Source organism: Vibrio tapetis subsp. tapetis, from assembly GCF_900233005.1.
In the GTDB taxonomy this organism is placed as follows: Bacteria; Pseudomonadota; Gammaproteobacteria; order Enterobacterales; family Vibrionaceae; genus Vibrio; species Vibrio tapetis.
In genome coordinates this window covers 699228-723841 of the sequence record NZ_LT960611.1, presented here as the reverse complement: position 1 = coordinate 723841, position 24614 = coordinate 699228, and the positions used below count along the sequence as shown (strand labels likewise).

Annotated in this window: 23 protein-coding genes and 1 tRNA gene; 12 read left to right on the top strand and 12 right to left on the bottom strand. The window is 43.9% G+C overall.

The features are described 5' to 3' along the window. The first annotated feature begins 161 nt into the window (after nt 1-161). From pheS to VTAP4600_RS03335, 4 genes are all read left to right on the top strand, one after another. Nucleotides 162-1145 (top strand): phenylalanine--tRNA ligase subunit alpha, encoded by a 984-nt coding sequence (pheS, locus tag VTAP4600_RS03350; protein ID WP_102521494.1) that lies wholly within the window; start codon nt 162-164, stop codon nt 1143-1145. A 15-nt stretch (nt 1146-1160) separates the two neighbouring features. Further along, entirely contained in the window at nt 1161-3548 is a 2388-nt protein-coding gene (gene pheT, locus VTAP4600_RS03345; RefSeq protein ID WP_102521493.1) for a phenylalanine--tRNA ligase subunit beta, read from the top strand. 206 nt (nt 3549-3754) lie between these two features. Further along, on the top strand, nt 3755-4372 hold the full coding sequence (locus tag VTAP4600_RS03340) for an NAD(P)H-dependent oxidoreductase (RefSeq protein WP_102521492.1): 618 nt from the start codon (nt 3755-3757) through the stop codon (nt 4370-4372). After that, nucleotides 4369-6321, top strand: coding sequence for a monovalent cation:proton antiporter-2 (CPA2) family protein (locus VTAP4600_RS03335; protein ID WP_102521491.1), 1953 nt, complete (start codon nt 4369-4371; stop codon nt 6319-6321). Before VTAP4600_RS03340 ends, VTAP4600_RS03335 begins: the two co-directional genes overlap by 4 nt. 127 nt (nt 6322-6448) lie before the next feature. Here VTAP4600_RS03335 and VTAP4600_RS03330 read toward each other — a convergent pair. Then, nucleotides 6449-6525 (bottom strand) — tRNA-Val (locus tag VTAP4600_RS03330). Nucleotides 6526-6891: 366 nt separating this feature from the next. Between VTAP4600_RS03330 and VTAP4600_RS03325 the strand changes: the two genes are divergently transcribed. Further along, the gene (locus tag VTAP4600_RS03325; protein ID WP_102521490.1) at nt 6892-7755 is read left to right on the top strand and encodes a DNA ligase; all 864 of its coding nucleotides are present in this window, start codon (nt 6892-6894) and stop codon (nt 7753-7755) included. A gap of 114 nt (nt 7756-7869) precedes the next feature. Here VTAP4600_RS03325 and VTAP4600_RS03320 read toward each other — a convergent pair whose 3' ends face one another. Further along, on the bottom strand, nt 7870-9240 hold the full coding sequence (locus VTAP4600_RS03320) for an MATE family efflux transporter (RefSeq protein ID WP_102521489.1): 1371 nt from the start codon (nt 9238-9240) through the stop codon (nt 7870-7872). Between the two features lie 153 nt (nt 9241-9393). Here VTAP4600_RS03320 and VTAP4600_RS03315 point away from each other — a divergent pair, with 153 nt between their 5' ends. Continuing rightward, on the top strand, nt 9394-10026 hold the full coding sequence (locus tag VTAP4600_RS03315) for a riboflavin synthase subunit alpha (RefSeq protein WP_102521488.1): 633 nt from the start codon (nt 9394-9396) through the stop codon (nt 10024-10026). 50 nt (nt 10027-10076) lie between these two features. Here VTAP4600_RS03315 and VTAP4600_RS03310 read toward each other — a convergent pair whose 3' ends face one another. Beyond that, nucleotides 10077-10280 carry a CPXCG motif-containing cysteine-rich protein gene (locus VTAP4600_RS03310; RefSeq protein ID WP_102521487.1) on the bottom strand — a complete coding sequence of 68 codons (204 nt, stop codon included), beginning with the start codon at nt 10278-10280 and terminating at the stop codon, nt 10077-10079. 289 nt (nt 10281-10569) lie between these two features. After that, nucleotides 10570-11445 (bottom strand): fructosamine kinase family protein, encoded by an 876-nt coding sequence (locus VTAP4600_RS03305; protein WP_102521486.1) that lies wholly within the window; start codon nt 11443-11445, stop codon nt 10570-10572. A 245-nt stretch (nt 11446-11690) separates the two neighbouring features. On the opposite strand from VTAP4600_RS03305, the gene VTAP4600_RS03300 reads away from it, so the two are divergent. The 3 genes from VTAP4600_RS03300 to VTAP4600_RS03290 all read left to right on the top strand — a co-directional run bounded on the left by VTAP4600_RS03300 (nt 11691) and on the right by VTAP4600_RS03290 (nt 14055). After that, nucleotides 11691-12656 (top strand): response regulator, encoded by a 966-nt coding sequence (locus tag VTAP4600_RS03300; protein ID WP_102521485.1) that lies wholly within the window; start codon nt 11691-11693, stop codon nt 12654-12656. Further along, on the top strand, nt 12657-13625 hold the full coding sequence (locus tag VTAP4600_RS03295) for a sensor domain-containing diguanylate cyclase (protein WP_102521484.1): 969 nt from the start codon (nt 12657-12659) through the stop codon (nt 13623-13625). It abuts the gene before it with no gap. Nucleotides 13626-13710: 85 nt separating this feature from the next. Then, nucleotides 13711-14055 carry a DUF3802 family protein gene (locus VTAP4600_RS03290; protein ID WP_102521483.1) on the top strand — a complete coding sequence of 115 codons (345 nt, stop codon included), beginning with the start codon at nt 13711-13713 and terminating at the stop codon, nt 14053-14055. 41 nt (nt 14056-14096) lie between these two features. Here the strand turns inward: VTAP4600_RS03290 and VTAP4600_RS03285 are convergent, their stop codons facing one another. Next, nucleotides 14097-14582 (bottom strand): C40 family peptidase, encoded by a 486-nt coding sequence (locus VTAP4600_RS03285; protein WP_102521482.1) that lies wholly within the window; start codon nt 14580-14582, stop codon nt 14097-14099. A gap of 96 nt (nt 14583-14678) precedes the next feature. Between VTAP4600_RS03285 and VTAP4600_RS03280 the strand changes: the two genes are divergently transcribed. Further along, complete coding sequence (locus tag VTAP4600_RS03280) at nt 14679-16712, top strand: methyl-accepting chemotaxis protein (RefSeq protein ID WP_102521481.1); 2034 nt, start codon at nt 14679-14681, stop codon at nt 16710-16712. 69 nt (nt 16713-16781) lie between these two features. On the opposite strand, the gene VTAP4600_RS03275 is transcribed toward VTAP4600_RS03280, so the two are convergent. Then, a complete protein-coding gene (locus VTAP4600_RS03275) occupies nt 16782-17585 on the bottom strand; it encodes a sterol desaturase family protein (protein WP_102521480.1) in 804 nt (267 codons plus the stop codon). 59 nt (nt 17586-17644) lie between these two features. On the opposite strand from VTAP4600_RS03275, the gene VTAP4600_RS03270 reads away from it, so the two are divergent. Both VTAP4600_RS03270 and nagK read left to right on the top strand, forming a co-directional pair. After that, nucleotides 17645-18391, top strand: coding sequence for a tRNA-uridine aminocarboxypropyltransferase (locus VTAP4600_RS03270; RefSeq protein ID WP_102521479.1), 747 nt, complete (start codon nt 17645-17647; stop codon nt 18389-18391). 166 nt (nt 18392-18557) lie between these two features. Then, nucleotides 18558-19466 carry an N-acetylglucosamine kinase gene (nagK, locus tag VTAP4600_RS03265; RefSeq protein WP_102521478.1) on the top strand — a complete coding sequence of 303 codons (909 nt, stop codon included), beginning with the start codon at nt 18558-18560 and terminating at the stop codon, nt 19464-19466. A gap of 68 nt (nt 19467-19534) precedes the next feature. On the opposite strand, the gene VTAP4600_RS03260 is transcribed toward nagK, so the two are convergent. The 6 genes from VTAP4600_RS03260 to VTAP4600_RS03235 all read right to left on the bottom strand — a co-directional run bounded on the left by VTAP4600_RS03260 (nt 19535) and on the right by VTAP4600_RS03235 (nt 24519). Further along, complete coding sequence (locus tag VTAP4600_RS03260) at nt 19535-19804, bottom strand: DUF2960 family protein (protein WP_102521477.1); 270 nt, start codon at nt 19802-19804, stop codon at nt 19535-19537. 100 nt (nt 19805-19904) lie between these two features. Next, entirely contained in the window at nt 19905-21734 is a 1830-nt protein-coding gene (locus tag VTAP4600_RS03255) for a bifunctional molybdopterin-guanine dinucleotide biosynthesis adaptor protein MobB/molybdopterin molybdotransferase MoeA (RefSeq protein WP_102521476.1), read from the bottom strand. Beyond that, nucleotides 21731-22315: a molybdenum cofactor guanylyltransferase MobA gene (gene mobA / locus VTAP4600_RS03250; protein WP_102521475.1), complete on the bottom strand. Its 585-nt coding sequence runs from the start codon at nt 22313-22315 to the stop codon at nt 21731-21733. Before mobA ends, VTAP4600_RS03255 begins: the two co-directional genes overlap by 4 nt. Beyond that, a complete protein-coding gene (locus VTAP4600_RS03245; protein ID WP_102521474.1) occupies nt 22293-22997 on the bottom strand; it encodes an energy-coupling factor ABC transporter ATP-binding protein in 705 nt (234 codons plus the stop codon). Before VTAP4600_RS03245 ends, mobA begins: the two co-directional genes overlap by 23 nt. Nucleotides 22998-23008: 11 nt before the next feature. Further along, nucleotides 23009-23707: an ABC transporter permease gene (locus VTAP4600_RS03240; RefSeq protein ID WP_102521473.1), complete on the bottom strand. Its 699-nt coding sequence runs from the start codon at nt 23705-23707 to the stop codon at nt 23009-23011. 2 nt (nt 23708-23709) lie between these two features. After that, complete coding sequence (locus VTAP4600_RS03235) at nt 23710-24519, bottom strand: ABC transporter substrate-binding protein (RefSeq protein WP_102521472.1); 810 nt, start codon at nt 24517-24519, stop codon at nt 23710-23712. Between the last annotated feature and the right edge of the window lie 95 nt (nt 24520-24614).

Below are 24614 nucleotides of genomic sequence, written 5' to 3'. Positions count from 1 at the left end.
ATTGTTGCATCAAATCCTTAGAAATCGCCCTGTTATTAACCAATAACTCATTCATATTGCATTTCAATTTGGCTTTATTGGCTGGTTTGATTACTATGTACGGCATATAAAAACACCAAACCATCCTTCAGGGACACTGCCCGAGGGTAGATGAGGAAACGATGCAACATCTAGAAGAGATCATTGCTAATGCAACGGCTGCCATTAATACGGCTGAGTCGTTAGTCGCACTTGATGAAGTGCGTGTTCAGTATTTAGGTAAAAAGGGCGAACTAACCCTTCAACTGCAAAGCCTAGGTAAACTTCCACCTGAAGAGCGTCGCACTGCTGGTCAAGAGATCAACAAAGCGAAAGGCGCTGTTCAGCAAGCGATTGCTGCTCGCAAAGACGCACTTCAACGTGCTGAGCTAGAAGCTAAACTGGCTGAAGAAACCATCGATGTGAGCCTTCCAGGTCGTCGCATTGAAAATGGCGGTCTGCACCCAGTCACTCGCACTGTTGAGCGTATTGAGCAGTTCTTTGGTGAGCTTGGCTTTAGCACTGAGTCTGGCCCTGAAATTGAAGATGCATTCCATAACTTTGATGCATTGAACATTGCAGACGATCACCCAGCTCGTACTGACCACGATACGTTCTTCTTTAACCCTGATCTCATGTTGCGCACGCACACATCAGGTGTTCAGATCCGTACGATGGAAAATGGCAAACCACCGTTCCGCTTTATTGCACCGGGCCGTGTTTACCGTAACGACTACGATCAAACGCATACGCCAATGTTCCACCAAGTGGAAGGCATGCTAGTAGACGAAAACGTAAACTTCGCACAACTTAAAGGCGTGTTAAACGATTTCCTATGTAACTTCTTTGAAGAAGAAGTAGAAGTGCGTTTCCGTCCTTCATTCTTCCCGTTCACAGAACCTTCAGCTGAAGTTGACGTGAAGCGTAAAGATGGCAAATGGTTAGAAGTACTTGGCTGTGGCATGGTTCACCCGAACGTACTTCGTTCTGTTGGCATCGACCCTGAGAAATACTCTGGTTTTGCTTTCGGTATGGGTATTGAGCGTCTAACAATGCTTCGTTACGGCGTAAACGACCTTCGTGCGTTCTTCGAGAACGACCTTCGTTTCCTTAAACAATTCAAGTAAGTCAGGGGCAGTAAAATGAAATTCAGTGAATCTTGGCTACGTGAGTGGGTTAAACCTGCAGTAAACAGCGAAGAACTAGCACACCAAATCACAATGGCTGGTTTGGAAGTAGACGAAGTTGCTCCAGTTGCGGGCGAGTTTACAGGCGTTAAAGTCGGTAAAGTGGTTGAGTGCGGCCAGCACCCAGACGCAGACAAACTTCAAGTAACAAAAATCGATATTGGTGAAGAAGAGCTGTTAGACATCGTATGTGGTGCTTCTAACTGTCGTCTTGGCCTAACAGTAGCCGTTGCTACCGTTGGCGCTGTTCTTCCTGGTAACTTCAAAATTAAGAAAGCAAAACTGCGCGGTGTTCCATCGCACGGCATGCTTTGTTCTTTCTCTGAGCTAGGTATCGACGTTGAATCAGACGGCATCCTTGAGCTTCCAGAAGGTACAGCTCTTGGTATGGACGTTCGTGAGCTTCTAGAGCTTAACGATGTTGCTATCGACGTAGACCTAACAGCAAACCGCGCAGACTGCTTCAGCATTCGTGGCCTTGCTCGTGAAGTTGGCGTTCTTAACCGTGCTGACGTAACAGAGCCTTCTGTAGAAGCGGTTGCGACAAGCATTGAAGATACTGTGGCTGTTGAAATTAAAGCAACGGATGCGTGTCCACGTTACCTTGGCCGTGTGGTTAAGAACGTAAACGTGAAAGCAGAATCTCCACTTTGGATGCAAGAAAAATTGCGTCGTTGTGGCATCCGTTCAATCGACCCAGTTGTAGACATCACTAACTACGTGATGCTAGAGCAAGGCCAACCAATGCACGCATTTGATCTTGCTAAGATCGAAGGCGGTATCGTGGTTCGTCTGGCAGAGCAGGGCGAAAAGCTAACCCTTCTAGATGGTAATGAAGCAGAGCTAAACAGCAAAACGCTTGTTATCGCTGACCAGAACAAAGCACTAGCGATTGCTGGTATCTTTGGTGGTCAAGACTCTGGTGTGACTACTGAAACAACAGACGTTCTTCTAGAAGCGGCATTCTTCGCACCAGACCACATCCGTGGTCGCGCACGTGCTTACGGCTTGCACACAGATTCTTCGTTACGTTTTGAACGTGGTGTAGACGCAACACTTCAAGCAGCAGCAATGGAGCGTGCAACACAGCTTCTTGTTGAAATTTGTGGTGGTGACGTTGCTCCGGTAAACGGCAGCGAGTCTGAAGCTGATTTGCCAAAAGCAAACACAGTGGCACTTCGTCGCGCTAAGCTAGACAGCTTGCTAGGTCACGAAATTCCATCTACGGATGTGGTTGAGATCTTAACGCGTCTTGGTTGTGATGTAGAAACGACCTCCGAAGGCTGGACGGCAGTTTCTCCAGCTTGGCGTTTTGATATTGCTATTGAGCAAGATCTTATCGAAGAAGTTGGCCGTATCTACGGTTACGACAACATTCCAAACCAATCTCCAGTGGCAGCACTGAAGATGAACGATCACAAAGAAGCAAACCAACCGCTTAAACGCGTTCGTGACCTTCTTGTAGACCGCGGCTACCACGAAGCAATCACGTACAGCTTTGTTGAACCAGAACAGCAAAAATTAGTTGTTCCAGGTGTAGAGCCACTGATCCTGCCATTCCCAATCTCTGCGGATATGTCAGCGATGCGTCTTGGTTTGATTCAAGGCCTACTAAACACCGTTGTTCACAACCAAAATCGTCAGCAGTCTCGCGTTCGTTTATTCGAATCTGGCCTTCGTTTTATCCCTGAAGAGTCAGCGGAAAACGGCATGCGCCAAGAAATGATGCTTGCGGGTGTTATCTCTGGTACTCGTGGCGAAGAGCACTGGGATATTGCGACTAACACTGTCGATTTCTTCGATCTTAAAGGTGACTTGGAAGCAGTACTAGAGCTAACGGCGAACGAAAAAGCCTACAGCTTTAAAGCGGCGAAGCACCCAGCACTTCACCCAGGTCAAACTGCGGCAATTATTGTTGATGGCAAAGAAGTGGGCATCATCGGTACTGTTCACCCAGAATTGGAGCGCAAGTTTGGCCTAAACGGCCGTACTATCGTGTTCGAAATCGAGTGGGCTGCTATCAATACTCGTGCGCTTCCTGAAGCTGTTGCGGTATCTAAGTTCCCTGCGAACCGTCGTGATATCGCGGTAGTGGTTGACGAAGCCGTGTTGTCTGGCGACATCGTTAATGCTTGCCTTGCTGCTGGTGGTGAATTCCTAACGGATGCACAACTGTTTGACGTGTACGTAGGTAAAGGTGTTGAGGAAGGTAAGAAGAGCCTTGCAATCGCACTTAGCCTGCAATCGCTAGAGCGTACGCTTGAAGATGCAGACATCGCTGGCGCGGTTGATGCTATCGTTGCTTCAATCTCTGAGAAGTTTGGTGCTGCATTGCGTGACTAGCGTTTAGTTAGCATTGAATTATAAAGCAGGCTTTAGAGCCTGCTTTTTTTATGCCTATTATTTTGTCATGTTTAAAATTTGAACAACAAAAAACTATAATGATATAAATCGGTTAACTATCCTCTATAATGTTGAAGGTATAAGGCCAAAATCAACAACACACGGACGTATAGGTCGGTAATGACCACCATCACTTAGGTGCTACTATGGACAGAAATAAAATCTTGGTGCTTTTTGCACACCCATCTCAACACCGTTCTGAAGTCAATCAACCACTATTTAGAGCTGCAATGGCCGCTGATGGTGTTACAGCCATTGACTTGTATGCAGAATATCCAACGTTCAATATCAACATCGAGAAAGAACAGCAGAGGCTACGTGAGCATGATGTTGTTATTTTTCAATTCCCACTTTTCTGGTATTCAACGCCTGCTATCTTGAAAGAATGGCAAGACCTGGTTTTGGAATATGGCTTCGCTTACGGCAATGACGGTACGGCGCTTTATGGTAAAACCTTTTTTTGCGCGCTCTCTGCGGGGGGGAAGCAAGAAGCTTATCAAACTGATGGTTATAACCACTTTACGATAAGAGAGTTACTCCATCCTTTAGAGCAAATGGCTTCTTTGACGGGGATGCGTTACCTCGCTCCTTTTATTTTGTTTGGTTCAAGAACCGCAGCGGAAGAAAGACGAATAACAGAACACGTTCAAAAATGGAAAACGCTCTTAGATGGTCTCGTCACTCAAAAAGTGGATCTTAAAGCGGCGCAACATTTAGATAAGCTCAACCATTTAGATATGCTATCCATGGGAGAAAGCCAGTGACTGGAATATTTTTACAGGCGTTTATTTATTTGCTGGCAGCCGTTATCGCTGTGCCTATCTCTAAAAAACTCGGGCTAGGCTCTGTATTGGGTTACTTAATCGCAGGTGTGGTCATTGGCCCAGTGATTGGTTTAGTTGGTGAAGAGACATCAGCAATCCAGCATTTTGCCGAGTTTGGTGTCGTTATGATGCTGTTTCTCGTCGGTTTAGAGCTTGAACCGAAAATGTTATGGGCAATGCGCCATCGGTTGATGGGGTTGGGCGGGTTGCAAGTCGGCGGTACAACGGCATTGGTGATGATTATCGCCATGCAGTTCGGCCAAGATTGGAATATCGCGCTTACCATTGGTTTAGTTTCCTCATTATCTTCTACCGCAATCGTGTTGCAGACATTTAATGAGAAAAACCTTAATAAGACGGATGGTGGCAAAAACGCCTTCTCGATTTTGTTATTTCAAGATATTGCTGTGATCCCAATGCTGGCTTTTATCCCCTTACTTGCGATACCTGAACTGGTAGAGCTCGCCAGTAAGATGGCCTCGTCCGTCGAGCATCATGAAGAACTTAACTTAGTTGCTGGGTTATCGAGTTGGATGTATGGGTTAGTTATCACGGCATCGATCGCTATTGTTGTCATTGGTGGTCATTACTTAAGTCGTCCGCTTTTTAGAATGGTTGCAGATTCAGGTTTGCGCGAAATATTTACTGCAACGGCGCTTATGTTGGTGATAGGCATTGCCGCTTTAATGAGTTTAGTGGGGCTATCACCCGCGCTTGGTACGTTCCTAGCCGGTGTCGTGTTGGCAAACAGTGAGTTTCGCCATGAGTTAGAGTCAAACATAGAGCCGTTTAAGGGGTTATTGCTCGGATTGTTTTTTATCACCGTTGGCGCAGGTATCGACTTTACTGTGTTGTTCAATGATTTTGGACTTGTCATCCTTCTAACATTGGGAGTCATTGTCATTAAAGGCTGCGTACTTTATTGCCTTGCGCTGATCTTTGGCGTTAAGGGCAGCGATCGTTGGTTAGTGACGTTGAGCTTGGCGCAGGCTGGCGAGTTTGGTTTCGTTCTCTTGGGTTTTACAGTGACAAACCATGTATTACCAACAGACATCGCTCAAATGTTATCTCTGGTTGTGGCGTTATCAATGTTCTTAACGTCCGGGCTATTTATCTTATTTGATAAGGTGATAAAACCAAGATTTGAGCAACAGACTAACGAGCAAGAACAAGACAATGTTGATGAGAAAGGGACTGTCATCATTGCGGGTATCGGTCGGGTCGGGCAGATCATCAATCGCTTATTGGTGACTAACGGAATAAAAACCGTGGTGCTTGACTCACAGGCGGCTCAAGTCGATTTGATGCGCCAAATTGGCACTAAATCATACTTTGGTGACGCAACTCGCCCAGAATTACTGCATACCGCTGGTATAGAAGACGCAAGTGCGTTTGTCGTTGCGATCGACAATCGAGAGGCGAGTGTCGAGTTGGTTGAATATGTAAAACATACCTATCCGCATGTGACGGTCATAGCAAGAGCGTTTGATAGGAGACACACGTATCAATTGCGAGATGCGGGAGCAGATGTTATCGAATCAGAAACTTACCATTCTGCGTTGGAGCTCGGTGGGCATACATTGAAACAGCTTGGTTTACATCCTTTCTTTATTGAACAGCAAAAGCACACGTTCAAACATATAGATGAAGTCAATTCAGACGCTCTTTATTCAGAGTGGACGATGCGAGATCCTGAATCGAATCAGGTTGGCGCAAACTTCCGTAAGTTGTTTATCGAACTCGAAGAACAGTTTGATCATCATATGAAGAAAGATAAGCGAGGTACTCACTCATTACTTGAAAGGGAGTGGACGCCACCACCTAAAGGATATGCTGACAAACTTGATGACAGTAATTCAAACTGTTCAACGCCTTCGGACAAGGTGTGATTTTTCAGGCAAGCTATTATTTGAACTTGTTATCGGTGAGTAAGCACCGATAACAAAAGCTGAGGTATAGATACAACAAAGCCCGCTATAAAAGCGGGCTTTGCGTTTTGTTCGCTAAGAACGAATTTGGTGCCCGCTACTGGACTCGAACCAGTGACACCTTGCATGTCATGCAAGTACTCTAACCAACTGAGCTAAGCGGGCATATTCCTTTAGAACGAGGGAGATAATAACGATTGGGTTTGGTCCGTGCAAGTATAAATTTCATGTTTTTGAACTGGTTGGCGACTATATGATCGCATTGTTGTATTTTTAATCTCTTTTGGCTCAGGAACGTGATCTAGCAAGCTAAATCGTATCGCTATTTATCTAGGTGGTGTAGAGCTGACGAATTGGACGTTGTAGTAAATACAGCGAGGATAGGGTTTATAGCTTGTAAGATTTCATATGCATCAGTACCTAGCGCCATATTGCTCGCATTAACTCGTTTTATTTCGGCGTGACTTTATCGCAACTGGCAATATGAATACTTATTATTCTACTGATAGGGCGTGATTTGTGAAAAGAACAATGATAGCAACGTGTGTTTTTCTGACATTTGCCTCATGTCCAATAGCCGCTGAGAATCTAATAGCTCAAGGTAATCTCTACAACGGGGAGGTTTATCAGGGTATCGTGCTCGCCAAAAGTTATCAGTTAGGCATGGCTCTTGACGATTATTGGGTGAGCGAGAAGTTGGACGGTATTAGAGCGATATGGGACGGGAGTCAGCTCTATACAAAAAATGGAAACATCATTCAGGCGCCACGATGGTTTACGTCTGGGCTGCCGAATATGAGAATTGAAGGCGAACTCTGGGCTGGACGAGGGAACTTTAACTTAGTGCAAACGACTGTGCTGGATAAAGAGCCAGACGAAGAGGCATGGCAACATATCGACTTTATGCTTTTTGACCTGCCGCAAGCGGCTGGGGATTATAGGAAACGATATTATGATATTTTGCATTGGGTAAGGAACATTGATCAAGACCACATAAAAGAAGTCCTTCACTCCCCAATTAATAGCGAAACTGAGCTGTTGAAGATGTTAGATAACATGGACGAAAACGCCGGTGAGGGCTTGATGCTGAGAAAATCGACTGGCTTATATAATGCTGGCCGTTCCGATGAGTTATTGAAGGTTAAAAAGCACCATGATGCAGAAGCCAAGATTATTGGATACAAACCGGGTGAGGGCAAATATTCGGGAATGTTAGGTTCGCTGCACGTCGTCAATTCAGATGGGAAGACATTTTATGTCGGTACAGGCTTAAATGATGAGCAAAGAAGAAACCCACCACAGATAGGCGCTACCATAACTTACCGATACAATGGTTTTACTCATTCTGGAATACCAAGATTTGCTCGTTTTTTACGAGAAAGGCTTGATGAATAGAAATCAGTTAAGGTATTGAATGCCCAACGACCACTTTGAAAACGAAAATAAGTTGTTATTTCTCATTGTCGTTGTCAAAGCGGTTTAGTGTGTTGTTTTGAGTCTGTCTGATCGCTATTGTGTGGATGATTCCAATTGAAATTCGTCGCTTTGCCTGTGCATCCAAACTAAGCGAATGCTAAGCATGACAGCTGCGCATGTAAGGCCAATGATGATCCCAATCCAAAATCCCGTTGCGCCTAGCGGCTTAGTTACCCAATCGGTTAACCCTAATACATAACCTGTTGGTAGGCCAAAAACCCAATAAGCGATGAAAGTGCGATTAAAAATCGCTTTCATGTCTTTGTAGCCGCGCAGTGCGCCAGCAGCAATGACTTGTATCGAGTCGGTGCATTGATAGATCGCAGCTAACAGCATTAATCCCCCCGCCATGGCGATTACCTGTGGGTCGTCGGTGTAAAGTAGGGCAATTTCCTCTCGAAATAAGACGGTTAGTACCGCGGTGGTTATGGCCATAGCAAAACCAACGATGATTCCAACGTGAGAGGCAATTTTGGCCCCTTCGACATTGCGCTCGCCAAGCTTATGGCCAACGCGAATACTGACGGCGGAGCCAATACTAAGGGGCAACATGAAAACGAGTGAAGAAAAATTCATAGCGACCTGATGCGATGCAACCGTTAGAGCCCCTAGAGGGGCGATCATCAACGCGACTATCGCAAACAAGGTTACTTCAAAAAACATGGCAGCAGCAATTGGAAACCCTAAACCAAAAAGACGTTTAAGAGCTTTTACGTTGGGTTTGTGAAATTGATTGAAAAGGCCAATATATTTAATGCGATCTGAGGTTAAAACGTAAAGAAGCATTAAGCCAAACATGGCCCAATAAACGATTGTGGTCGCGACACCACAGCCGACACCACCCAGAGCAGGTGCACCGAATTTGCCATACACAAAAATCCAGTTTAGAGGGATGTTAAGTAATAGGCCAAGAAATCCGATGATCATTGCCGGCTTGGTTAATGACATACCATCGGTAAAACTGCGTAAGGTTTGAAATAGTAGAAAAGCCGGGACCGCTAGCATTACCGCATACATATAACCGTTGGCTTTTTCAGCCATGAGTGGTTCAACATCCATCCAGCCTAGAATCCACTGTGTTTGCAACAAAACGATGATTATCGGAATACTCACGATCAACGCCAATGCGATACCTTGTTGGAGTTCAAAGGGGATCTTATCACGTCGACCCGAGCCGTTTAGTTGCGCAATGATGGGTATCAAAGCGAGTAATAAGCCGATACCGAATAAGATTGAAGGCAACCAAACACTGGTCGCAATGGCGACTGCCGCCATATCTGTGGGACTTACCCCTCCGGCCATAATGGTGTCTACGAACCCCATACCAGTCTGTGCAATAGACGCGATCAGAACGGGAGTTGCTAATTTTATGAGGTGTGACGCCTCGGTGCGATAACGATGCAAAGGATGCTCCAAACGTAGCAGAGTCAGAAAGTAATAATGAATTTTAATTTGGAGATAGTAATCAATAGTCGGTAATATACCAATCAAATATCCAACTAAATCAGCAATTTTCTAAGCGATGGTTGATATTGTCAACGTAACTAGGAGCGCAGTATGTTTACAGGCATTGTACAAGGGATGGCTAAGGTTATCTCGATTGCGAAGAAAAACGAATTTCAAACCCATGTGATTGAGCTGGTTTCTCCCTACAATGAGGGGTTAAAAATAGGCGCATCTGTCGCCCATAATGGATGCTGTTTAACCGTGACGGAAATTGATGGTGACCATGTGAGTTTTGATTTGATGCAAGCGACACTTAAGCTAACCAACTTAGGCGAATGTGAAGTCGGGTCGTTGATCAATTTTGAGCGAGCAGCTAAATTTGGTGATGAAATCGGCGGACATTCTATGTCTGGGCATATCTCTCAGGTTGCCGCGATAACTCGCATTCTTGATACCGAGAATAACCGCACCATTTGGTTTGAATTTGCGTCACACGAAGTGATGAAGTACGTATTAGCGAAAGGTTACATTGGTATCGACGGATGTTCGTTAACAATAGGCGAAGTGGAAGGAAATCAATTCAGCGTGCACCTGATCCCTGAAACGCTAAGCAGAACATTATTTGGCCAAAGACAAGAGGGTGATCTGGTTAATATTGAGTTCGATCCCCAGACTCAAGCCATTGTCGATACGGTAGAGCGAACACTGGCCGCAAATTACCAGAACAGTTCAAACGTTAAGTAATAAAAAGGAGCCGATTAAGGCTCCCTATATCACTGAATTAACGGTCACAATTAAAAAATCTGCTCGTCGTCAGCGTCAATAAATAATTGAATATTATCGTGTTGCTCATCAACCATCATATTCAGATGTATGGCATGGCAACAAGCAGGGCAATCATCGTAGAACTCCTGACTCCCGTTAGAAGCGTCGAGTGTTATGCCGATCATATGACCACAATGAGGGCATTTCACATTCTTTTCCGTATAACTGTTCATCTAATCCGCCTTACACCTTAATAGGAAATCGGTTGACCTATTTTCATCATAGTGTGTGAAGTTGCTAATCGGGATTAATTAAGTTCTATAGTTGAATATACGCAAGAAATAACAAAAAACTCCTTTAGAAAATTGCCCTAGTTCAAAAATTTATCGCCTAGTTCTTGGTTATCACAAAAACTTCCTGAATAAAAAAGCCAATAAGTCGTCAATTATTGGCTTAGATTTGGATTCTATCCCTTATGAAGCGTGCAGCTTGAGCGAAATAATTCGTTACATCAAATAGGTGCTATTCACTGTAAGCTTTCATCATGGATTCAATCATGCCTTGTGCTTCGTCTAGGTAGTGCCCACCAAACAAATTGCAGTGATTGAGAACATGGTAAAGGTTGTATATATGTTTACGAGATTGATACTCGAGATTTAAAGGACGAACACTTTCATAAGCGACGTAGAAGTCAGGCATAAATCCACCAAATAACTCCGTCATGGCAATATCACACTCTGGGTCTCCCCAGTAGCAAGCAGGATCATAGCAAATCGGGCCAAATGCAGTATTAGATACGTTGCCATGCCATAAGTCACCGTGTAACAACGATGGGGTAGGGTTGTGGTTTTTCAGTTCTTTATAAACAAAATCGACAATGGTTTGCTCTGCACCAAATGAAATGCCTTTTTCTTTAAGAAGTTGGAGTTGCCATCCTATCCTTTGCTCCGAGAAGAAACGTGCCCAGCTTTTTTTCCACTTATTAGGTTGCAGCGTTGATCCAACGTAATTGTCGTGATCGTATCCGTATTCGCCCTGTTCGTCTGATTGATGCAGTTTAGCCAGTTGTAGGCCAAATTTATAGCTCGCTTTAGCGCTTTCTAATGGCTTGGCTGCGAGAAAATTAAGGATGATGAATGCCTGATCTTTGCAGTATCCAATATGAATAACTTCGGGAACAAACACAGAGTTACTGTCGCTTAATTGCTTTATACTTTCAGCTTCCAATTCGAAGCGAGAGAAAAAATCACGCTCATTAACCTTGACAAAATATCTCTGCTCACCGTCTGAGATCATATAGCATTTGCTAATATCACCGCCGTCTAATTGAGTCTTTTCGGTTATTTTGAAGTCAAACATAAGCACTTCAGAAAGCTGCTTGGAAAGCGATTGCCACATAGTAAACTCCTTGGTTGAAGTCATTACCTATACATACTAGCTCAAAAAATGAGTTCTTTACTGTTAGTTCGCACACATTTCGTTCGAAAGTTTAGCATAACCAAAGATATAGATAGTAGAAAACCAAAGCTTTAGATGTGAGATGAATCCGGTTTTAATCTATCCATTTTCATTATCAATAGCGATATTGAATCAAAAGGTTATAGTGTGACATTGATTCAGGAAAGTTAGCCCAAGCCGTTAATATGAAAGTACTAATTTGCGATGATTCTGCATTAGCTCGGAAGTCACTGTCTCGCTGTATCGCCGAGTTGGAACACTTAAATATACAGTATGCAGAGGATGGCAATGAAGCATTAGCCATTCTAGTAGAGCAAAATATCGACGTGCTTTTTTTAGACCTAACCATGCCAACGATGGGCGGCTATGAGGTTTTGGCTGCACTTCCTGTCTCGAACCATCCCACCAAAGTCGTTGTGGTCTCTGGTGATGTACAACTGGCCGCTCAAAATAGATGCATGCAGTTAGGAGCTTATGCGTTTATTGAAAAACCCCTCAAGCCTGACGTTGCTCGTCCATTATTTGAAAACCTGAACCTTAGATACCACGATCCACGTAGTCATGCTGCTACTTCACCATCACTCGATCCACTGTCTAAGTTTCGTGAGATCACAAACATCGCATTAGGTCGTGGCGCGGCAATTTTGTCTGATCATTTTGGCCAATTTATTCAAATTCCGATCCCTCATGTTGGCGTTTTAAGTTGTGGTGAACTCACTATGCTGCTTGAAGATGTGTTGCACCGCGAAGGCTCTGTGGCCGTCGCACAACGGTTTGTTGGCGGTGGTATTCACGGTGAGGCGTTGGTGTGTATGCGTGGCGAGCACATTCCTAAAATGGGGGAGCAGCTCAGTTATAAAGTCGGAGAATACACCTTTAACGAGGTGGTACTTAACATCGCAAATCTATTGGTTTCTTCTTACTTAATTTCGTTAAGTGAGCAGATCAATGTTCCATTTTCGCTCAGACAGCCATCAGTCATCGACTATTTTCACCAAGAGATCAATTCAATAGGGCTAGGGCAATACGAAGAGATTTTTACGGTTGAATATACCTATGTCGCTGAAAACGCAGATTTTGAGTGTGAGGTATTGTTCTTAGTCGATCCTCTCTCTGTTGGTGCAATAAAGCGTGTAATGGAGAGTTTTTAAATGACCCAAGTTAATGCTGAAATCGCCGAGTTTCATATGGCGCTACAAATAATGGATAACATGGACACCGGGTTGGTTGTTCTAGATCTTGATTTCAATGTCTGTACATGGAACAGCTTTATGCGTTCGTACAGCGGTATTGAAGCCGAGTTTATCATTGGAAAAAGTGTGTTTGATTTTTTCCCCGACTTACCCTGTCATTGGTTAAAAGCCAAAATGAATGCGACTCAGAAATTAAAAATGAGAGGGTTCTCATCGTGGGAAGATAGAGAGTATCTTTTCAAGTTTAATAATTTTTCTCCGGTATCAAATGGCGCATCAGTGATGTATCAAAACATTGTATTTATGCCGTTGCAGTCGCTGGATGGCGAAGTTACTCATATATGCCTAATGATTCACGATGTCTCTGATATTGCTAAGAAAAAACTTCATTTACGTGAATCTAATCAGAAGCTCAGTCATTTAAGCCGAACAGACGGCCTAACGGGGCTTTACAATAGAGCTCACTGGGAACTATGTTTGAGTGAACAATTCAGCCAATGTGAGACGTTATCTTCAACGGCGACCTTAGTGATTTTTGATATCGATTTCTTTAAAAAGGTGAACGATACTTATGGTCACAGCGCCGGTGATGGTGTCATTAGAAATACAGCTTATCTATTAAAGAAGACCGCTAGGCAAGGGGACAGCTGTGGTCGTTATGGCGGTGAAGAATTTACCGCATTACTCCCTAACACTTCGTCTGAACAGGCGCTGTTTTTTGCCGAACGATTAAGGCTCCGAATAGAACAATCTCTTGTTGATACCGACGGTGAACAAATTACTTACACGATTAGCTTAGGGATCTGTGAATACAAGCCAACGATGCGAAATTACCTTCAATGGCTAGAATCTGCAGACAAAGCGTTATACTCATCGAAACAAAATGGAAGAAATCGGTCTACAATCTTCGAAGAAAGTGATGAGTAGCGACAAATCGATGTGTCAATATGTTGAGACTTAGCATAATATTACTAGTATAGAAATTTAATACACCAACAGGTGGAGATAAATAGTGGTAGTAGAAACCGATGGCTATCTGGCTCTTATTGAGCATCTTACAATGAATTTAGATATTTTTGCTCGTGCAGAAGGCGATACTGGTGACGAGAGTATTGAAGATGTTGCGACCGACTTGATCGTAACGAATATCATGTCTTTATTTGAGCAAAATCCAGAGCTTCATTCAAGCGTGAGATTTCAGTTACTAAAAGAAGCCGATTCTGTAGCAGAAGACTTGGGAGAAGTACTCGCCGGTGCGTGGATGAAAAAAGCGACCAACGAGCAAATTATGTTTTTAGATGAGTACATTGCACTGGTTAAAAACTTATTTGATTCTGCCGTAGCAACGTACGATTAAGCGATTGACGATCAATCGACATAAAACTAGGCAACAAACGACTAATTGACTCTTCGAAAGTGCCAAAATGCATCCGCCCAATAGGGGTTATCTAATCTTGAAATGATGACTCCTTTTGATGTAGATGCGTGCATAAATTCATTGCCCCCAATATAGACGCCAACGTGGTTTTGTTTGCGGCTCACTTTAAAGAATACTAAATCACCTACTTTTGCTTTGCTATAGGCTACTTTACTGCCCACATTCACTTGTTGATGTGTCGTTCTTGGCAAGTTTGTTTGGCTATATTCCAACATGACAATTTGGGTAAACGCACTGCAATCTATCCCTGATTTGTTTGTTCCCCCCCAGCGATAAGGCACCCCATTCCATTCGTTGTAGATTTTTTTCATCGCATGATCTGTTTGCACTGTAGGGAATGAGCCTGTGCTATTAGCATACGAGCTATTTTCAGGTGTGTTTGAACAGCCGTTTAAGAACCAAATAACGCCTATTATTGATATTGTTGTAAATAGCTGATTATTCATGCCTTTGTACCTGCGCGTAAGAAATATAAATGTCATGAAAAGTACGTAGTATCCCTGTTAATACTCACTTAGCCAGCGGCTTATGTAGGATAATGGATGCGTAACTTAAAAAAAATTGGATTTTCCCTTTCTGTAATACAAATCAGCTCAATGGTGTTCTTTAGTATTATTTTGCTCGTGTCTGGGCTGTCATACATTGGTGTTAAAGGAATCGAACGGGTCGGAGAACAGTTTTCTGTATTAGCTAATAAAACCCTACCACTTTCAACAAATAACGCAAATTTAACTCAAAATGTTCTGACTCAAGTAAAAATGTTGAACTTGGGAATGGGGTCAGATTCACCCAATGAACTTTCAAGCATAGCTCAAAATTATAAAGGCTTAGCACAATTAGCCGACACTCAACTGAAGCAGCTGTTCGACATATCATCACAATTTTCTAAGGTTATAACAACGGCACAAAAAAATGCGTTGAGTGATCATTTAGACGGTTTAGCCAACAAAGCGGCATCAGTCCTTCAATTGCAACAACAAATCTTGGCAACTCAAACTCAGTTAGATGAAATCGTTCCGGGATTTCGTTATGGCTTAAGCTCTATTGGTCCAGAGATGAATCGCGTGAGTCTATTTTTTATTGACGAAAATCCAGCAGCAGCGGATGCGGCGAGTCGATTTATTGCCAGTGCGAGTTCAATGGAAAGCACATTCTTGATGCTTCTTATGGAAAACGATAAGGACAAAGCGCAAGTTTCCTATCGAGAAATGAGAAATCGGCTTGCTGGCATAGAACTCGCGTACGATGACTTTATTGTGTGGTATCCCGACGCTGCAGAGTTCGCGAGCCTCACGGCTCCTTACGACATGGTAAAGCAAGGCTTTTCAGAAAATGGAGTACTGAAGTTACTGCTTTCAAAAATTGAACTTGTCGAGCAACAAAAAGCAGCATTGAAGATTGCAGGCCGAGATGTAGAAGCCACCATTGGTTTGCTCAATGCATTGTCACAACAAGCAGAACGCCTTATGGACGGAAGTAAGGTGACCGTTTCAAGTGAGATAAACAACATTGCTTACCTACTTTCTGTAGGCACTTTGGCGATGGTTCTGATGATCTTTGTATTTGCGCTTGGATTACGTCGTTGGCTAAAAAAGGGGTTATTAGCGATCACAAAGCCCATGGCCTCACTGAATAACCACCAATTCGATCACGTTGCCGAGCTAAGAGGGCCTCAGGAAATGAAGCTAATTGCTTCGCAACTGAATCTGGTCATAGAGAATACCCGTGAATCACTTATCTCCGTCACTAATAATTGCCAAACGCTTTATCGCACTGCCGAGACGAGCAAAAGTGCCGCAGATCAAACGAATCATAGCCTAGATGCACAAAATAATGCGTTGCAAAATATGGTCATAACGGTAGGAGATTTGCAGTCAGCCATTAAGGAAATCGCTCAGGTCACTTGTCAGTCAACAGAGGTTGCCCAGCAAGCGACTCAACACTCTCAACAAGGCGGCAAAGCCATAGAAGGTAACACTCTTCGATTGCAAGCATTGGAAAAAACATTACAAACAAACGAGCATTCAATGGCGGATCTTGAAATCAAAGTAGGTGAAATCAGTGATGTGGTCGATTTAATCAGTAATATTGCCGATAACACTAATTTACTGGCTCTAAATGCTGCGATAGAAGCGGCCAGAGCCGGAGAGCAAGGCCGAGGGTTTGCCGTTGCGGCTGATGAGGTTCGCCACTTAGCAAGCAATACCAGCAAACAAACCGGAAATATTAGGGTAATGATGCAATCGCTGGAGTCGGCGGCTCATCGGGTAAAAGCGGCAGTATCAGATAGCCGAATTGAAATGACTCATGCGATGCAATCAAGTGAAGATGTTAAGCAGACATTTTCTGAGATTGAATCGTCAATCGGGCAAATTCATCAACGTGTCGAACAGATTTCGGTGGCAGCGGAAGAGCAGGAAAGAACAACGAATGAAGTGAGTGAAAACATTCGTCATATTTCTAGCCAAGGCGACAGCACAAAATTGCAGTTAGAAACGTTAATCGCGAGTGCAGAAGAAGTGGCTGATATTGGCGCACAACAACAGGCTATGCTCAACAAATACCGTTTGGGGTAGTCCTGGCACCACACAACGGTATCGAGCGCTCTGTTGTATGCGGCAACAAAAGCGGTTTACATTTTAGCCTTAGCCGTCGTTTGGCCGAAATGCCTTAAATGGTTGAAGCAACATGTGCCCAATTTTCTGCTCTTGTGGTTTGCGAAAGTAGGGTAGCCCGATGACGACATCTTTATGGCCTAACGCGGGTTGCGCGCAATAAGAGCCGAAAATGCGATCCCAGATTGATAGGAAAAATCCATAATTAGCGTTGGTTTCTTTAATAATGACAGAGTGATGGACTCGATGCATGTCGGGCGTCACGATCAGGCGTCGTAGCCACTTATCGGCCTTAAGGTTGAGCTTTGCATTGCTGTGGTTGAACATGGCACTGGCGTTTAACACAACTTCAAAGATGACAACGGCAATGGGAGAAACCCCTAAAGCCAGCACCGCAGCCATCTTTATGACCATTGATAGGAGTATCTCTATTGGATGAAATCGTGCGCCGGTAGTTACATCGATATCTTGGTCGGCATGATGCATACGATGTAATCGCCAAAGGCAAGGAGTGGTGTGGAACAATCTGTGTTGAAAGTAGATTAAGGCGTCGAGTAAGATAACAGACAAGACAACGTTAAATATCAGAGGTAACGAGGTGAGGTTGAATAACCCGAACCCATGCTGTTGAGCAAGAAAAGCGACATCCATGGCCATGAGCGGCATAACGATTGCCAAAATAAGGCTATTAAGTCCGACTAAACCAAGGTTGTTACTCCAGCGTACCCATTTACTTTGAGTTAATACTTTTCGTGGAGCCACAAACTCCCATAATGCGCAAAGCACTAATACTGATAAAAAGAATGCTAGCCTGATGCTTGTTTGATTATCCATCGCGTTCACTCCTTGCTGTGCTACAATCGCGCCGTTTTTTACAGTCAGTCTATTATCATATGCGAATTCATCAATTACACACGCTTTATCAAACAAGATTGGAAAGATCGACAAAACCTTTTAATGCTCGGGGAGCAAAGGTAAAACGCTGCTCTTATTGCCAAATTGCTATGCCTCATTGCACTTGTGGCTACCAGCCTGATGTTGAAAGTGGGTTAGCTACCATGATCATCATGTCTGACAACGAAATTCTCAAGCCGAGCAATACTGGCCGACTGATAGCAGATGTGGTTAAAGAAACCTATGGGTTTGAATGGAGCCGTACCGAGCCAAATGAAGACATGCTTGCTATCTTGGCGGATGAACAATACCAGCCCGTTATTGTCTTCCCAGAAGAGTATGTGGAAAACACAAATAGATTGGTCACGTCATTTAAGCAATCAACGACAATGTTTAATGCTTCTAAGAAGCCATTGTTGATATTTTTGGATGGTAGCTGGCGAGAAGCACGTAAGATGTTCAGAAAGTCACCTTACCTCGAGAACTTACCTGTATTTTCAGTAAATCCGAGAGTTGTCTCGCAATACATCATGAGAAAGTCCGAAAATGAAAATCATTTAGCAACCGCAGAAGTGGCAAGCCTTGTCATTGGAGAGGCTGGAGAGCCAAAGGCCGCAGAGGTACTAGCGGGGTGGTTTGATGTGTTTAATGAAGGCTACATGCTCAGTAAGACCCGAATTAAGCCGGATCTGAGTAAGCCGTGCTTAACATCCTATATTGAAAATGGTTTCCATAAACTGTCATAAAAATAACGAGTTAAGTGCAAAACCGTATTATTATGTCGTTTACGTAATAAGCAGTCGGTCTAGCTCACATTATTAATCAGCTCTGGGTCACGGATTGTAGGGCCAATTTATGGATAATGGCATTCAGTTATATTTTATCTATTGATACACATTCTAGGAGAGAAATATGTATTACGGCTTTGATGTCGGCGGCACGAAAATAGAGTTCGGGGCTTTCAATGAAAAGCTAGAACGTGTTGCGACGGAGCGTGTTCCTACACCAGGAGACGATTACCCTAAATTGGTAGAGACTCTCGCTGCAATGGTAGCGAAGTACGATCAAGAATTTAAGACAGAAGGTTCTATCGGTATTGGTATACCGGGAATGGAAGACGCCGACGACGGCACCGTACTGACCACCAATGTTCCTGCAGCAAAAGGCAAACCGCTACGTACTGATTTAGAGGCTAAAATTGGCCGAACTGTACGCATCGATAATGACGCCAACTGTTTTGCATTGTCTGAAGCATGGGATGAAGAACTGGCAGACGAACCATCAGTACTTGGACTGATTTTGGGTACTGGCTTTGGTGGCGGTATCGTCATTGATGGTAAAGTGTTCTCAGGACGTAACCATGTTGCAGGTGAATTAGGTCACGCTCGCTTGCCTATCGACGCTTGGTTTCACCTAGGTGAAAACGCGCCTTTGCTACAATGTGGCTGCGATAAAAAAGGCTGTATTGATAACTACTTGTCTGGCCGTGGCTTTGAACTATTGTATGCACATTATTACGGTGAGAAGCTTAAAGCGATTGACATCATTCAGCGTCAAGCTGAAGGTGAAGAAAAAGCAGTAGAACATGTTGAGCGCTTCATGGAGTTGCTAGCCATTTGTTTTGCAAACTTGTTCACTCAACTTGACCCACATGTTGTTGCTTTAGGTGGCGGCCTCTCAAATTATGACCTTATTTATGAAGAGCTGCCTAAGCGTATCCCTAAGTATCTACTGTCTGTCGCAAAAGTACCGAAGATCATCAAAGCGAAGCACGGTGATTCAGGTGGTGTTCGTGGTGCTGCATTCTTAAATATTAAGTAATTGTTTACTTAAATTTGCCTCACACAAATTAAAAAGCCCCGCAGAATGACTCTGCGGGGCTTTTTTGTTTAGTCGTCTTTTTTCTTACCGACACCTAGGTTTTCTTTTTTCGCTAGGGTGATTTTGCCAAAGCCTAACTTTCTGAAATGGTTGTCTCTGTAGTCACGAACGGCTTTGGTGCTAGAGATAGCTTCGATTTGCTGTTCCATCTTTAGGTAATCGCTAATATCGATGCCTTCTTCTTCAGCCACCGCTTCGTGAATATTGCGATGTTTCTCATAAGAGAAAATAAGCGTTTTGTCTTCGTTTTTGTAACTATAAAGAATTGTGCGTGCCATAAAAATCGTACTCTAAAACAGTTTATGGAAATTTTGCTGCACTCTAACCTAGTTAAACCAGAGTAACAAGAGGGCAGCAATAGCAAGGGGGAGATAAGCGTTAAACTCGCCCTTGTAAAGGAATGATAGTCACTAACTCACCTTGTTTCACGGTATCAACGTCTGGCGTGATTTCTATCAGACAGTTTGCTTCGCTCATTGAGCGTAAAATGCCAGAACCTTGCTTGCCTGTTGTTTTCACTTCGATACGACCTTGTGCGTTGAAGCTAAACACGCCTCGGCTAAATTCGGTTCGGCCCATGCGAGAGCGTAGGTTCTCACTGGCTGTTGCTTGGACTTTTGCAGGCATCCAGTTTTGCTCGCCTTGCATTTTACGTAGTGCAGGCTCAACAAAGTTTATCAATGACACCATGACAGCAACAGGGTTGCCTGGTAAACCGAAGAATGGTTTGTCATTAATCTTACCAAAGGCTAACGGTCTGCCCGGACGCATATTGATTCGCCAGAAGTTAATTTGTCCTAACTCTTCTAGAACCGTTTTAATGTAGTCGGCATCGCCAACAGATACACCACCGGATGTCACAACAACATCAGCGAGGTGAGATGCCTTTTGAAGTGCATCGGCCATGACTTGGTGATCGTCTTCAAGAATACCTAAGTCAATAACTTCGCAGCCGAGTTGAGTCAGGACACCTTTGATCGTGAATCGATTTGAATCATAGATACGATTAGGTTCTAGAGTTTCTCCTGGAGCTTGAACTTCATCACCGGTTGAGAACATCGCGACTTTGATTTTACGTGTCACGTTAATGCGGTTATAGCCCAAAGAGGCGATCATTCCCATTTCAGGGGATGCAATGCGAGTACCTGAGCTAAACACGGGCTGACCTTTCGCTAAGTCTTCGCCTGCTTGACGTACGTTTTGTCCCGGTTTGATGCCAGAAGATGAAAACGTGACGATGTCACCGTCTTGTGTTGACTGTTCTCGCATTACAACGGTATCTGCGCCCTCTGGAGTAGGGGCTCCGGTCATGATTTTTACGGTTTGCCCTGCTAACAGTTCCTGATCATAGCTTTGGCCTGCCATGACTTCAGCAACCAGTTGGTATTGTGGGCGGTCGACATCATCACCGCGAATGGCGTAACCATCCATTGCGGAGTTAGTGTAAGCCGGTACGTGAATCGGTGACGTTATATCATCAGCAAGGACACGGCCATAACTGTTTTCAAGAGACGCCTCTTCAACCTCAATTAAGCTTGCCACTTGTTCCAAAATCGCCGTTTGACCTTGCTCTACTGACAAAAAAGCAGGAGACAGGATGTCACAACAAGAAGAAGCGGCGGATGGTTTACATGCTGCACTTTCTATTTTGTTGGCCTTTGATTCACAGCTGTTATCTAACCGTTTGCTCTTGCCTTTAGAGTAGTCGATGACAAATTCTGAGATGGCATTTAAGTTGTTAATATCGAGCAGAGGTAAATCAATGTTCAAGGCTTGATCGCACGCGACGGCAATGATGTTAGTGTCTGTAGTATGTAGCCACGGTTTACCCAATGTCTCTCGATTGAGTTCGATTTTTGGAAAGGCGATGTTTTTGCAGCCTTCGACTAAAATGAGGTCTAACTTTTCGCAATCAAAGCGACTTAACAAGTATTCAAATTCAGCTTCTGCTTCTGGCGTTTCAGTCATCAAAACATGGCGATTTCTTGAACCGATCAACATTTGACTCGCGCCTGCTTTACGTAAGCGATAGCTGTCTTTACCCGGCTTATCAACGTCAAAATCATGGTGAGCATGTTTTAGTACACCAAGACGTAAACCTTTATCTGTCAGCATTGGTAGTAAGGCTTCAAGTAGCGTTGTTTTACCTGTGCCGCTGTATGCTGCAAACCCAAGAACGGGTATCGCGATAGGAAGAGTTAGGCTCATAGTAAAGTTCCAAATTGTTCGAGTTCTTGAGGAGTATTCAAGTTGATAAATGAGGTCTTGTCGTGACTAAAATCTACGTACTTTGTTTTACATTCGTCATAAAGAAGGATGATCTTACGATCCCCTCTATCCAAAAAAGCCTCGAGTTTTGGCAGAACACGCCTATGAAATAGGGTAAAGACAGGCTGTAGATGCTCGCCATCATGAGCCACCAAAATATCGAGCTCAGATGTCATGGCTTGTTTGAATTGTGATACCAGATCGTTGCTGATTAAAGGGCTATCACAAGGCACGAACCCAACCCAATCGGTATTAGCGTGCAGTAATCCCGCGTGAATTCCGCCGAGAGGGCCGGGATAGCCTTTGAATTCGTCCGCAATGACGGGGGCGTATTGTTGATATTGCTCTACATTGCGATTGGCGTTGATAACGATACTGTCGGTTTGAGGAAGTAGTTTGCGTTGTACCAATTCTATTAATGGTGTGCCGTTAAGCTCAACAAGACCTTTGTCTTTTCCACCCATTCTGGTGGCTTGTCCACCAGCTAGAATAACCCAACTAATTGGCGTTGGAGATTGCATAGTCACTCTCTTGGATCAGTTGTAGCAAGGGCTTTTCTACGATGCTCTGATCGTCTATTAGCCACTGCTTTTTACACAACTCAGTCAGAGCGTTGGTTTGATGACTGGTAATCACGAGGCTTGATCCTCGCTTTATCAAGTCTTGGCACATAATGACTAAGCGTGAAATGGATTCTTGATCTAGGCTTGCACTTGGTTCGTCCATCAACAAGATAGCAGGGGAAAGCACCCAAGCTCTCGCCATGGCAACTCGCTGTTTTTCTCCACCAGACAACAATGAAATATGTTCATTTGCTAGTGTTTCGAGACCAACCATTCGCAGCGCTGTGATCACATCATTGCGTTTCTGCAATTTGGATTTCGCGCTGTATTTTATCCCATAAGCGACGTTTTGATAAACGCTGCCATCAAATAGATAGGGAGTTTGATGCAAATAGATGACATCGGTACGAGTTTTAATACCCAAAAGACGTTTTAACCAAGGGGTTTTGGTTGAGTTCACGGTTCCAGTCGTTGGATTTAACAATCCGGACATGATTTTTAACAGTGTGGTTTTGCCTACGCCATTATCACCTTTGAGGTAGATGGCATCATTAGGACCAAGCGTTAAATCTGTAACGTGAAAAAGCGTACGCTGTTTAAACCGCATAGATAGGTTTTGAATCGACAGCTGAATCGTCATATGGCTATATCCTATGTACGCAGATAACCTTTGCCTCGAACCGAGGACAAAGAAAAATTAAGTATCAAGGCTAATGCCAGCAATACCATGCCTAAAGCGACCCCCTGAGCAAAAGCGCCTTTTTGACTTTCCATCGCAATGGCTGTCGGGATATTTCGGGTCATTTCCATGATATTGCCTCCTACCATCATCGAGCAGCCAACTTCCGTTATTATTCGAGAAAATCCGGCAATGGTTGCAGCGATGAGTGGAAACCGATTTTCCCACAATAACGTGGTAATAACATGGGGAATAGACGCCCCCAAGGTTAAAGATGTTTCGAGTGCTCGCTTATCACTGGCTTGCAGTGCGCCGTGCATCATGGAGACCAGTATAGGAAAGCAAATCAGCATTTGGCCAAATACCATGGCCTTTTGAGTGAAGAGCATTTGCCAATCACCTAATGGACCGGAGCGAGATAACATCATGTAAAGCAATAGGCCTATCACAACAGTCGGAACCGCTTGCAGCGTATTGATTAAAGACAGTAACGTCCAACGGCCAGGAAAGTGGCAATACGCCAAGACAAATGCGCAAATCAGTGAGGGTATTAATACCAACAGAAGTGCGGTGACCGAAACCGAAAAGGATACGCCCACAATGGTCCAAAGTTGACTATCAAAACTTATCAACAATTGAAATGCATCGAGTGTCGTTTGCCACAACTGCATTGTTATTTCGCCGCGCTAGCGACAAACAGTTGTTTGCCTTGCAGTTTAAAACTATTTATCAAAGTTTGACCTTTTTCGTTCACGAGCCAATCACTGAATATTTTGGCTCCTTGATAGTTAATATCAGGGTAGCGTTTTGGATTTATCAAAATAACTTGGTAGGGATTAAACAGGCGCTTATCTCCTTGAACTGCGACCGTTAAATCAACCTTAGATTGGTATGCTAGCCAAGTACCTCTGTCTGTGAGGGTATAAGCTTGCATCTCTGATGCCATGTTTAATGTTGGTCCCATACCTTGGCCTACTGAGCGGTAGCCACCAAAATTGGGCTCCACTTTTGATTGAGCCCATAAGTTAAGCTCTTTTTTGTGCGTGCCAGAGTCGTCACCACGGGAAACAAAATATGCATTGTTTGCGACGATTTCTTGGAAAGCTTTGGTGACCTCCGCTTCACCCACAATGTTAGCTGGATCAGATTTAGGCCCCACGACGACAAAATCATTATACATCAACGCTCGTGCAAGTACGCCGTACCCTTGTTCAACGAACTTAGCTTCTGCTTTCGGTGCGTGAGTCATCACCAAGTCTACATCGCCATTTTGGCCCATTCGTAAAGACTTGCCCGTACCCGCTGCAATGACGTCGACTTGATAACCGGTGTCCTTTTGAAACTGAGGTAACAAGTAATCAAGCAACCCCGAATGGTAAGTGCTGGTTGTGGTCGCTAATCGGATATGAGGCAGTTGCTCTGTTGCGTGAGCAGAATATGAGAACGTTGCGGCAGCGATAAGCGGTAAAATTGTGTATTTCATACAGTGTCCATTTCTCTTTGATGAAAATCTTACAACATCACTAGCAATCCTAATGCCAACATTCATTGGGCAAAAAACCACAAAATATTGTGCGT